At 61.1% G+C, this 10,470-nt stretch carries 13 protein-coding genes; 6 read left to right on the forward strand and 7 right to left on the reverse strand.

Annotation, left to right across the window (positions count from 1 at the left end; translation table 11 throughout):
* Nucleotides 1-117: 117 nt before the first annotated feature.
* The 5 genes from QMX91_RS24935 to QMX91_RS24955 all read right to left on the reverse strand — a co-directional run bounded on the left by QMX91_RS24935 (nucleotide 118) and on the right by QMX91_RS24955 (nucleotide 2,889).
* Nucleotides 118-489, reverse strand: a complete 372-nt coding sequence (locus QMX91_RS24935) for a glutathione S-transferase N-terminal domain-containing protein (protein WP_007960660.1) — start codon at nucleotides 487-489, stop codon at nucleotides 118-120.
* A gap of 103 nt (nucleotides 490-592) precedes the next feature.
* Nucleotides 593-1,138, reverse strand: coding sequence for a GTP cyclohydrolase I FolE (gene folE, locus QMX91_RS24940; protein ID WP_003442011.1), 546 nt, complete (start codon nucleotides 1,136-1,138; stop codon nucleotides 593-595).
* Between the two features lie 77 nt (nucleotides 1,139-1,215).
* A complete protein-coding gene (locus QMX91_RS24945) occupies nucleotides 1,216-1,773 on the reverse strand; it encodes a Smr/MutS family protein (protein ID WP_096797013.1) in 558 nt (185 codons plus the stop codon).
* A gap of 74 nt (nucleotides 1,774-1,847) precedes the next feature.
* A complete protein-coding gene (locus QMX91_RS24950; RefSeq protein ID WP_098967923.1) occupies nucleotides 1,848-2,168 on the reverse strand; it encodes a hypothetical protein in 321 nt (106 codons plus the stop codon).
* Between the two features lie 130 nt (nucleotides 2,169-2,298).
* Entirely contained in the window at nucleotides 2,299-2,889 is a 591-nt protein-coding gene (locus QMX91_RS24955) for a cysteine hydrolase family protein (protein ID WP_003223193.1), read from the reverse strand.
* Nucleotides 2,890-3,127: 238 nt separating this feature from the next.
* Between QMX91_RS24955 and prmB the strand changes: the two genes are divergently transcribed.
* The gene (gene prmB, locus QMX91_RS24960) at nucleotides 3,128-4,036 is read left to right on the forward strand and encodes a 50S ribosomal protein L3 N(5)-glutamine methyltransferase (RefSeq protein WP_086794742.1); all 909 of its coding nucleotides are present in this window, start codon (nucleotides 3,128-3,130) and stop codon (nucleotides 4,034-4,036) included.
* Nucleotides 4,037-4,196: 160 nt separating this feature from the next.
* Here the strand turns inward: prmB and QMX91_RS24965 are convergent, their stop codons facing one another.
* Together QMX91_RS24965 and QMX91_RS24970 are read right to left on the reverse strand one after the other, a co-directional pair.
* Entirely contained in the window at nucleotides 4,197-4,988 is a 792-nt protein-coding gene (locus tag QMX91_RS24965; protein ID WP_150369873.1) for a hypothetical protein, read from the reverse strand.
* Between the two features lie 99 nt (nucleotides 4,989-5,087).
* Nucleotides 5,088-6,041: an alpha/beta fold hydrolase gene (locus QMX91_RS24970; protein WP_134785824.1), complete on the reverse strand. Its 954-nt coding sequence runs from the start codon at nucleotides 6,039-6,041 to the stop codon at nucleotides 5,088-5,090.
* A gap of 130 nt (nucleotides 6,042-6,171) precedes the next feature.
* Here QMX91_RS24970 and aroC point away from each other — a divergent pair, with 130 nt between their 5' ends.
* From aroC to mtnC, 5 genes are all read left to right on the forward strand, one after another.
* Complete coding sequence (aroC, locus tag QMX91_RS24975; protein ID WP_027613332.1) at nucleotides 6,172-7,263, forward strand: chorismate synthase; 1,092 nt, start codon at nucleotides 6,172-6,174, stop codon at nucleotides 7,261-7,263.
* Between the two features lie 31 nt (nucleotides 7,264-7,294).
* A complete protein-coding gene (locus tag QMX91_RS24980) occupies nucleotides 7,295-8,440 on the forward strand; it encodes an MFS transporter (protein WP_135295282.1) in 1,146 nt (381 codons plus the stop codon).
* Nucleotides 8,437-9,063 carry a methylthioribulose 1-phosphate dehydratase gene (locus QMX91_RS24985; RefSeq protein WP_007959997.1) on the forward strand — a complete coding sequence of 209 codons (627 nt, stop codon included), beginning with the start codon at nucleotides 8,437-8,439 and terminating at the stop codon, nucleotides 9,061-9,063. The genes QMX91_RS24980 and QMX91_RS24985 overlap by 4 nt, the downstream gene beginning before the upstream one ends.
* Before the next feature lie 92 nt (nucleotides 9,064-9,155).
* Nucleotides 9,156-9,701: an acireductone dioxygenase gene (locus tag QMX91_RS24990; RefSeq protein ID WP_027613329.1), complete on the forward strand. Its 546-nt coding sequence runs from the start codon at nucleotides 9,156-9,158 to the stop codon at nucleotides 9,699-9,701.
* A gap of 4 nt (nucleotides 9,702-9,705) precedes the next feature.
* Entirely contained in the window at nucleotides 9,706-10,389 is a 684-nt protein-coding gene (gene mtnC, locus QMX91_RS24995) for an acireductone synthase (protein ID WP_027613328.1), read from the forward strand.
* Nucleotides 10,390-10,470 lie beyond the last annotated feature (81 nt).

The following is a 10,470-nucleotide window of genomic DNA, read 5'->3' on the forward strand; positions in this document are numbered from 1 at the left end:
GATTTATGATGCCCTCAAGTGCCTCATAGCGAGCAGGCTCACTCCTACAGGAGAACGCATTCCAATTGTAGGAGTGAGCCTGCTCGCGATAGGGCCTTCAAATGCACCCAAAAAGACTCAGACCGCCGCGAAACGCTTATCCAGATAATCAATAATTACCTTGGACTCGTACATCCAGGTCGTCTGCCCATTCTCTTCAATGCGCAGGCACGGCACTTTGATCTTGCCGCCCTGGTCCAGCAGCGTCTGGCGATCCTGTTCGTTGTTCTTCGCGTCCTTCAGTGCGACCGGCACATTCAGGCGACGCAGCGTACGACGGGTTTTCACGCAGAACGGGCAGGCGTGGAACTGATACAGGGTCAGGCCTTTGGCGGCGGCGTTGACTTGCGCCTGTACCTCGGCCGGGCGCTGTTTCTTGCCCGGGCGGGTGATGAAGTCAATGAAGATGATCAGTTGGCCAAGGCCGACACGAAGCGCTTTTACGAACACGTTGAAAGCCTCACGGTGCAAAGAGAGAAGGGCGCGCAGCTTACCCGATTTTTCACGGGCGAAAAAAAACCGGCGATCAACGCCGGTTTTTTTCTGCAGCCGATTACTTGATCAGGCTGAGGAACTCGCTGCGAGTCGCCGCGTTTTCGCGGAACTCACCGAGCATCACCGAAGTGATCATCGACGAATTCTGTTTCTCGACACCGCGCATCATCATGCACATGTGCTTGGCCTCGATCACCACGGCCACGCCCAGTGCTCCGGTGACTTGCATCACCGCATCGGCGATCTGGCGGCTGAGGTTTTCCTGGATCTGCAGGCGGCGGGCGTACATGTCGACGATCCGCGCGACCTTCGACAGGCCCAGCACCTTGCCGCTCGGGATGTACGCAACGTGCGCCTTACCGATGAACGGCAGCAGGTGGTGTTCGCACAACGAGTACAGCTCGATGTCCTTGACCAGCACCATTTCGCTGTTGTCGGAGCTGAACAGGGCACCGTTGGTGACCTCTTCGAGCGTCTGTTCATAACCGCGGCAGAGGTACTGCATGGCTTTGGCGGCACGCTTTGGCGTGTCGAGCAGGCCCTCGCGGGACACGTCCTCGCCCAGTTGGCCGAGAATCGCGGTGTAATTCTGTTCCAGGGACATGAAACTACCTGTGGGGATTTTCGCAAAGGGCAAGGGTACGGTGGCGGACACAACCCTGCAAGTTCGGTGTAACGCGATTATTCGTCGCGGCCTTCCATCATCGTGCGTTTGAGCATCACGTACACCGCACCGGCACCGCCGTGTTTCGCCTGGCACGAGGTGAAACCGAGCACTTGCGGATGCTGACGTAGCCAGGTGTTGACGTGGCTTTTGATCATCGGCCGCTTGCCGTCCAGGCGCACGGCCTTGCCGTGGGTGACGCGCACGCAGCGGATTTCGAATTTGGTCGCTTCGGCGAGAAACGCCCAGAGGGTCTCGCGGGCTTTTTCGACGTTCATGCCGTGCAGGTCGAGGCTGCCTTCGAACGGGATCTGGCCGATCTTGAGCTTGCGCATCTGGCTTTCCTGCACCCCGTCGCGGGCCCACATCAACTCGTCTTCGGGGCCGACGTCGATCACGAACTGATCGGACAGGCCATCCACGGTGGTGGTGTCGGTGCGCACGGTGGCGGACTGGCGCAGTTTGGCGATCTGCGCGCGGTCAGCCTTGGGTTTGCCGGTGTCGGCGCGGTCGTGCTTGATCGGCTTGACGCCTTGGATCGCACTTTTGAACAGGGAAAAATCGTCGTCTTGCATGTCAGCCTCCGCGAAGGGCGGCCAGTTTACCCAAGTCGAAACAAAACGGCCCGGCAAAAAGCCAGGCCGTGGAGTCAGTCGTGTTTTTTCATCAGGTGCGGGGACATGTTCAGCTCCCGCGATTGCCGGGCGCGCCGCCGGCATCGACGCCACAGGGCCACGCCGAAATACAGGAACAACAAGCCGACCGCGAGAATGATCGCCGAACCCGTCGGCGTGGCATTCAAGTCGCCGAGCGCCGGCGGGCGCCCCAGCAGGCTGGCGGCACCGGCCATCGCCAGCAGCACACCGAACGTCGCCAGAATGGCGGCGATCGATGCGCCGAATCGAAAACGCCAGTTACTTTGGCCTTTGGGCCGCAAGCGGCGTGCGTCAAATCCATCGGATAACTTCATTCCGACCTTCCTCAATGGGTATCGGCCCTTCGACCGGGAGTTGACCGGGTTGTTCCTGAGGCTAAGGCAATTGAAGCAAATGCGAGGCTTTTGCGGATGAGCGGCGTGCTGAGCCGCTCATCAGAGCAGATCAGATCAGATCTTGAGTCAGGGCAAGGGTGGCGAAGTTGTCGGCCATGATCGCCATTTCCGCTTCCTGCACCACGGCGGCGCTGAGCACGCGGCCCTTGAACGGCAGGTCACGGGTAGCGCAGGCGTCTTCGACCAGGGTGCAACGGAAGCCCAGGTTCTTCGCCGCGCGCACGGTGGTGCTGACGCTGGAGTGGCTCATGAAACCGCAGACGATCAGGTCCAGCGAGCCAAGATTCTGCAAACGGTCGAGCAGTTCGGTGCCGTGGAACGCGCTCGGCAGCAGTTTGCCGATGATGGTTTCGTCACCTTGTGGCTCAAGGCCGGGGATGAATTCGCCGCGTTCGCCCTGCGGGTCGAACAGGCCACCGACGGTGCCGAGATGACGCACGTGCACGATCGGCCGACCGGCTGCACGGGCCGCGGCGACCAGTTGTTTGATGTTCGCGACGGCCGCGTCCATGCCGCTCAGGGCCAGCGGGCCACTGAGGTACTCTTTCTGGGCATCGATGATGACCACGGTGGCATGGCTCAGTGTGGCCGCTGCGTAACCGCGGCCGCTGAGTTGAAACATCGTTTTTGGAACGGACATTCGGGGCTCCTTGGGGTGGGGCTTTTGCGGCATTGTCCTCTGGCTGAGCGGTTCTGTGAACCGCTACCATCGCAGGCAGCGTCGTTACTGGCCTGCAGCCTTGTCAAGTTACACGTTCTGTTCAATAGCTGATGCAAAAAACAGAAAAGTCCTACTGTCGGCCGCGAATGTTTCCCGCGTCGTCGTGACGCGTTTTGGCTGGTAGAATCGCCAGTCGTTTTTTCTGGAGTTCTGCCCCGTGATCACTTCCCGACTTCGTACCCTGCGCGACCACATCCGTTGGGCCGTCAGCCGCTTCCATGGGGAGGATCTGTTTTTCGGCCATGGCACCGACAACGCCTGGGATGAAGCCCGGCAGTTGGTGCTCGGTGCCTTGCACCTGCCGTGGGAGATCGCCGACAGCTACCTCGACTGTGCGCTGGAAGACGACGAGCTGGTCAACCTGCAACGCCTGCTCAAGCGCCGCATCGAAGAGCGCATCCCGACTGCGTACCTGTTGGGTGAGGCATGGTTCTGCGGCATGTCGTTCATCGTCGATGAGCGCGTGCTGATCCCGCGTTCGCCGATTGGCGAGCTGATCGAAAACCGCTTCGCACCGTGGATCGGCGACGAGCCGGCACGCATCCTCGACCTGTGCACCGGCTCGGGCTGCATCGGTATCGCCTGCGCCTACGAGTTCCAGAACGCTGAAGTGGTGCTGGCGGACCTGTCGTTCGAAGCGCTGGAAGTGGCCAATCAGAACATCGAGCGCCATGGCGTCGATGAGCGTGTGTACACCGTGCAGGGCGATGGTTTCGATGGCCTGCCGGGGCAGCGTTTCGACCTGATCGTGTCGAACCCGCCGTACGTTGATGCCGAAGATTTCGCCGACATGCCGGACGAATACCAGCACGAACCGGAGCTGGGCCTGGCCTGCGGAGATGACGGTCTGAACCTGGTACGGCGGATGCTCGCCGAAGCGGCGGATCACCTGACCGAGAAGGGGCTATTGATCGTTGAGGTGGGCAACAGCCAGGTGCACGTCGAAGCGCTGTACCCGGAAGTCGATTTTGCCTGGCTCGAATTCGAGCGCGGCGGGCATGGTGTGTTCATGCTGACGGCGGAGCAGTGCCGCGATCATCAGGCCTTGTTCGCTTCCCGCGTCTGACCTGACTGACTTTTGTGGCGAGGGAGCTTGCTCCCGCTGGTCTGCGAAGCAGACCCAAAATATGCAATGACGGTGCACCAGACATACCGCATGTGCATGTTTTACGACTGCTTCGCAGTCGAGCGGGAGCAAGCTCCCTCGCCACAGGTCAACGCTGATTTCAGCGGTGCGTAGCAATCCAGATCAACAATCCCGCCTGAAACACCGCAAACGCCACCAGACAGGTAATGGTAAAGCGCAATCCAGCGTCTTCACGCTTGAACTTGCTGACCTTGTCTTCCTGCTTCTTCAGCTTCACTTCCTGCTCGGCGAGGTTCTGCTCGGCCTGTTGCAGCATCTGCGCCGCTTCGAGAATCTCGACGATCTGCAGCTTCTCGCTGTTCCAGTCGCCCAACAGGTCACCGACCTGTACCTCTTTGACGCTGCCCTTCAAATGCTGGGCGTCGGCGTAAACCACGTCAAAACCATGCACGCGCAAGAAGTGATCGCGACGCAGGCGGGTGTCTTCGTTCAGCGCGTCCTTGTTGTTCAAGTCCATGCCGTCGACGGTGTAGGCGGGCCAGCGTTTTTTCGCCCAGTTGATGCCTTGCGCGGCCATGAAACGGCCGATGCCACGGTTCAACGGTTCGATCTGCAAGCCGCTGTCGGGACCGAAGTGCACACGTTTGCTGGTGTGATCGACCCACACGTCGAGGTGGTTCTGCTCTTTGCGCACGCGCTGACCGGGCAGTTTGATCGCCATGCGCATCAGGCTGTGTTCTTTGCTGTTGCGCTCGGCGTAGCCGAACTCGACAAAGCGCAACGGCCGGCCACCGGTGTGACGGTCAGTCTGCAACGGGGCCAGGCGGAGCATCTTGTGGTGCTCGACGCTGACGTCCGCCCATGGCAGCTCGACCGCTGGCGGTGCGTCTTTTTCAGCGGTGGTGTCGGGTGAAGTCGGGGTATCAGTCATAACGGCGAGATCCTGTCCAAGCCCTGCTTGTCGCCAGCCGGTACGCTGGCGACAAAGGCTTATCGGCCGCTTTTTGCAGGACTAGAGGGTAAACGCCGTTTAACGGGTGTGAAGTCCGTCAATAAACTCGATGAGTTTCCCACCCAATTCCGCCGCCAGTGGCAAATTGGGGTCTTTGTACGAGGCCAATTGCCGCTTCACATCGGCGGGGACGATACGCATGACGTGGTTCATGCCTTCGATCACCACCAGTTCGGCGTCGGGTTTGGCGGCTTTCAGCGCCTGCGCATCGCCGACGCCGACCTGCATGTCGTTGCTGCCCTGGACGATCAGCGCCGGCATCTTCAGTTGCGCAAAAGCCTTGGCCGGGTCCTGGCGGAACAGCGAAATCAGATACGGCTGCACGCTCGGGCGGAAGATCGGTTGCAACGGCGCCGGCACGTCGGCATCGGTGTGACCGGCCTTGAGGCTGTCGAGAATCTGGTTGCTGCGCAACATCAACGGTGGCGGCAGGCTGCGGGCCAGTTGTTCGCGGATTACCTGATCCACCGGGCGGGCGCTGCCGGACAGCGAAATCAGCGCAGCGGCGTCGGCACGCGGGGCGGCGAGGGTGGCAATCAGTGCACCTTCGCTGTGACCGAGCAGAATCAACGGGCCGAAGCGCGGGTCGTTTTTCAGCTTCTGGCTCCAGGCCACGGCGTCGTCGACGTAGCCTTCCACCGACAGATTGCGCTCGTCAGGTGTGGCCGGCCGGCTCGCAGCCACCCCGCGCTTGTCGTAGCGCACGCTGGCGATGTTGTGTTTGGCCAGCACCCAGGCCAGCCGCTTGAGGCTGTCATTGCGCCCGCCATCGGGGTTATTGCCGTCACGATCTGTAGGACCGGAGCCGGCAAGGATCAGGACAACCGGCACTGGGTTGTCGGATTTTGGCAGCAACAGCGAGCCGAAAAGTTCACCGCTCCCGGTATCCAGAGAGATCGGGCGCTGCAGGACAGTCGCGTGGGCAAAACCGGTAAACAGGGTAAGACTCAAGATCAGAACTCGCAGCATCATCACGCCATCATTCGCCAAGGTGCCGGTTGGACTCACCAACACCACTAAGGTTCGAGGATGAACTACTCGGTTAGCCTGCGTATACTGGCGCGCATCACGAATTCGGGTTTGATTTCACGGAGCGTCCTGCATGTCCGGCAATACCTACGGCAAGTTGTTCACTGTCACCACCGCTGGCGAGAGCCATGGTCCGGCGTTGGTCGCCATTGTCGACGGCTGCCCGCCGGGCCTGGAGATCTCCCTCGAAGACCTGCAGCGCGACCTCGATCGGCGCAAGCCAGGCACCAGCCGTCACACCACCCAGCGTCAGGAAGCCGATGAAGTCGAAATCCTTTCCGGCGTGTTCGAGGGCCGCACCACCGGTTGCTCGATCGGCCTGCTGATCCGCAACACCGACCAGAAGTCCAAGGACTACTCGGCGATCAAGGATCTGTTCCGCCCGGCGCACGCCGACTACACCTACCACCACAAATACGGCGAGCGCGACTACCGTGGTGGCGGTCGCAGCTCGGCGCGGGAAACCGCGATGCGTGTGGCGGCAGGTGCGATTGCCAAAAAGTATCTGGCCAGCCAGGGCATCGTCATCCGTGGCTACATGAGCCAGCTCGGCCCGATCGAAATCCCGTTCAAGACCTGGGATTCGGTGGAACAGAACGCGTTCTTCAGCCCGGATCCGGACAAGGTCCCGGAACTGGAAGCCTACATGGACCAGTTGCGCCGCGATCAGGACTCGGTCGGGGCGAAGATCACCGTAGTCGCCGAAGGCGTGATGCCGGGCCTCGGCGAGCCGATTTTCGACCGCCTCGACGCTGAACTGGCGCATGCGCTGATGAGCATCAACGCGGTGAAAGGCGTGGAAATCGGCGCCGGTTTCGCCTGCGTCGCCCAGCGCGGCACCGAGCATCGCGATGAACTGACCCCGCAAGGTTTCCTCAGCAACAACGCTGGCGGCATCCTCGGCGGCATTTCGTCCGGTCAGCCGATCGTCGCGCATCTGGCGCTCAAGCCAACGTCGAGCATCACCACTCCGGGCCGTTCGATCGACATCCACGGCAATCCGGTCGACGTGATCACCAAGGGCCGTCACGATCCGTGCGTCGGCATCCGCGCCACGCCGATTGCCGAAGCGATGATGGCCATCGTGCTGATGGATCACCTGCTGCGTCATCGTGGGCAGAACGCCGACGTGCGCGTCAGCACCCCGGTGCTGGGTCAGCTTTGATGGTTGATCGCCAAGCCGTCGCGGTCTGACCGTGGCGGCGCTCCCGTACTGGCGGCTGTCCAGTTTCTATCTGTTCTATTTCGCCTTGCTCGGCTCGACAGCGCCGTTTCTGGCGCTGTACTTCGATCATCTCGGCTTCAGCCCTGCGCGCATCGGCGAGCTGGTGGCGATCCCGATGCTGATGCGCTGTGTGGCGCCGAACATCTGGGGCTGGCTCGGCGACTACACCGGCAAACGCCTGGCCATCGTGCGCTTCGGTGCGGTGTGTACGCTGCTGACGTTCTCGCTGATTTTCGTCAGCAAGACCTACGCCTGGCTGGCGATGGTCATGGCGCTGCACGCATTCTTCTGGCACGCGGTGTTGCCGCAATTCGAAGTCATCACCCTCGCGCACTTGCAGGGGCAAACCGCGCGCTACAGCCAGATTCGCCTGTGGGGCTCGATCGGTTTCATCATCACCGTGGTCGCGCTGGGCCGACTGTTCGAATGGCTGAGCCTGGATATCTACCCGGCGGCGCTGGTGCTGATCATGGCCGGCATCGTCCTCAGCAGCCTGTGGGTGCCGAACGCGCAGCCACCGCAAGGTAATCGGCCGAGCGGGGAGGGCTTTCTCAAGCAGCTGCGCAGTCCCGGTGTACTGGCGTTTTACGCCTGCGTCGCGCTGATGCAGATGAGCCACGGCCCGTATTACACGTTTCTGACTTTGCACCTTGAACGACTCGGTTACAGCCGTGGCACGATCGGCATGCTCTGGGCCGTGGGCGTGGTCGCCGAGGTGCTGATGTTCATGGCGATGAGCCGGATTCTCGTGCGCTTTTCATTGCGTCGGGTGCTGATGGCGAGTTTTCTGCTGGCGGCGCTGCGCTGGTTGCTGCTAGGTTCGTTCGCCGAATTCCTCTGGGTACTGTTGTTGGCCCAGGTGCTGCACGCGGCGACCTTCGGCAGCTTTCATGCGGCTGCCATCGCGTTCGTGCAACGTAGCTTCGGTGCGCGTCAGCAAGGTCAGGGGCAGGCGCTGTACGCGGCGCTGGCCGGCACCGGTGGCGCGCTGGGCGCGTTGTATTCCGGTTACAGCTGGAATGCCCTCGGTGCGACATTGACCTTTAGTATTGCCAGTCTCGCGGCGCTCGCTGCTGCCGTTATCATTGCCACACGTATGCAAGAGGACAGGCCATGAGCCTTACGCGTGAACAGCTCGCCCAGCAGATCGTCGACGCCGGGCGTTTTCTTTATGGTCGCGGCTGGTCGCCGGCCACCAGCAGCAATTACTCGACGCGTCTGTCGCCGAGCGAAGCGCTGCTGACCGTGTCCGGCAAGCACAAGGGCCAGTTGGGCCTGGACGACGTGCTCGCCACGGATTTGTCCGGCAACAGCCTGGAACCGGGCAAAAAGCCCTCGGCCGAAACCCTGCTCCACACTCAGCTCTACAGCTGGCGCCCGGAGATCGGCGCGGTGCTGCACACCCACTCGGTGAACGCCACGGTGCTGTCGCGCCTGACGCCGCAAGACTTTATCGAGTTCGAAGACTACGAACTGCAAAAAGCCTTCAGCGGCATCTCCACCCACGAATCGCGGGTGCGCGTGCCGATCTTCGACAACGATCAGGACATTGCGCGCCTCGCCGCCAAGGTGCAGCCTTGGCTCGACGCCCATCCCGATTGCGTCGGTTATCTGATTCGCGGCCACGGCCTCTACACCTGGGGCGCGCAGATGAGCGATGCCCTGCGGCAGATCGAGGCCTTCGAATTTCTGTTTGAATGCGAGTTGAAAACCCGCAGCGTCATGAACCGCCAAGGCTGACTTCACCCGAAGCCGCCCATTTGCCTGATGAAATGCACTGCCCGACCGGTCTGCAAGAACCGGACGGCAAGGCCGATACCGAGGAATTGCCCATGAGCAGCCTGTCCGTCTATCACGTATCCAGCCCCGAGATTCCGAACAAGGTGCTGACCCATTTCGAAGACATCGCCTCGACGCTCGCCGAGCAGGGCGTGCGCTTCGACCGCTGGCAAGCCGCCGCGAAGATCCAGCCCGGCGCCAGCCAGGAAGAGGTGATCAGCGCCTATCAGGAGCAGATCGACAAGCTGATGACCGAGCGCGGTTACATCACCGTCGATGTGATCAGCCTCAACAGCGATCACCCGCAAAAAGCCGAACTGCGCGCCAAGTTCCTTGAAGAACACCGCCATGGCGAAGACGAAGTGCGCTTTTTCGTCGCTGGCCGTGGCCTGTTTACCCTGCACATCGACGATTACGTCTACGCGGTGCTGTGCGAGAAGAATGACCTGATCTCTGTGCCCGCCGGCACCAAGCACTGGTTCGACATGGGCGAGCACCCGCACTTCGTGGCGATTCGTCTGTTCAACAACCCGGAAGGCTGGGTCGCGAATTTCACCGGCGAAGACATCGCCGGGCGCTTCCCACGTCTGGAGGACTGAGCCGATGCCGATCAAAGCCATTGTCACTGACATTGAAGGCACCACCAGCGCGGTGAGTTTCGTTTTTGATGTGCTGTTCCCGTATGCGGCCAAACACCTGCCGGATTTTGTTCGGCAGAACGCCGAACGTGCCGATGTGGCTGAGCAACTCGACGCCGTGCGCCGCGACAGCAATGCACCGCAGGCCGATGTTGAACGGGTTGTTGAAATTCTCTTGAGCTGGATCGAGGAAGATCGCAAAGCCACGCCGCTCAAAGCCTTGCAAGGCATGGTCTGGGCGCAGGGTTATCACGCCGGGCAGTTGAAGGGCCACGTGTACCCGGATGCCGTTGAAGCGCTCAAGCGCTGGCATCAGGCCGGTTATCAACTGTTTGTGTATTCGTCGGGTTCGATCCAGGCGCAGAAGCTGATCTTCGGCTGCTCCGAGGCGGGAGATCTGACACCGCTGTTCAGCGGGTATTTCGATACCACGTCGGGGCCCAAGCGTGAGGCGCAGTCTTACACCAACATTCAACAGGCGATTGGTGTCGAACCGCAGGACATTCTGTTTCTGTCCGACATCGTTGAGGAGCTGGATGCCGCTCAATCGGCAGGCCTGCAGACCTGCGGCCTGGCGCGCGAGGGTGGGGAGCTGGGAAGCCATATCACCGTCGACAGCTTCACCGGCATCGAACCCGAAGCCTTTTAACCACCCTCAATCCAATGTGGGAGCGGGCTTGCTCGCGAAAGCGGTGTGTCAGCCAAATATTTTTGACTGACACACCGCTTT

It is taken from the genome of Pseudomonas sp. PS01299, assembly GCF_029960145.1.
In the GTDB taxonomy this organism is placed as follows: Bacteria; Pseudomonadota; Gammaproteobacteria; order Pseudomonadales; family Pseudomonadaceae; genus Aquipseudomonas; species Aquipseudomonas putida_A.

Bases quoted from the DNA above. Each gene is read 5' to 3' on its own strand.
- QMX91_RS24965 (WP_150369873.1), bottom strand. From the start codon at position 4,988: ATGACTGATACCCCGACTTCACCCGACACCACCGCTGAAAAAGACGCA.
- mtnC (WP_027613328.1), top strand. From the start codon at position 9,706: ATGCCGATCAAAGCCATTGTCACTGACATTGAAGGCACCACCAGCGCG.
- QMX91_RS24990 (WP_027613329.1), top strand. From the start codon at position 9,156: ATGAGCAGCCTGTCCGTCTATCACGTATCCAGCCCCGAGATTCCGAAC.
- QMX91_RS24950 (WP_098967923.1), bottom strand. From the start codon at position 2,168: ATGAAGTTATCCGATGGATTTGACGCACGCCGCTTGCGGCCCAAAGGC.
- QMX91_RS24955 (WP_003223193.1), bottom strand. From the start codon at position 2,889: ATGTCCGTTCCAAAAACGATGTTTCAACTCAGCGGCCGCGGTTACGCA.
- QMX91_RS24945 (WP_096797013.1), bottom strand. From the start codon at position 1,773: ATGCAAGACGACGATTTTTCCCTGTTCAAAAGTGCGATCCAAGGCGTC.
- aroC (WP_027613332.1), top strand. From the start codon at position 6,172: ATGTCCGGCAATACCTACGGCAAGTTGTTCACTGTCACCACCGCTGGC.
- QMX91_RS24985 (WP_007959997.1), top strand. From the start codon at position 8,437: ATGAGCCTTACGCGTGAACAGCTCGCCCAGCAGATCGTCGACGCCGGG.
- QMX91_RS24970 (WP_134785824.1), bottom strand. From the start codon at position 6,041: ATGATGCTGCGAGTTCTGATCTTGAGTCTTACCCTGTTTACCGGTTTT.
- folE (WP_003442011.1), bottom strand. From the start codon at position 1,138: ATGTCCCTGGAACAGAATTACACCGCGATTCTCGGCCAACTGGGCGAG.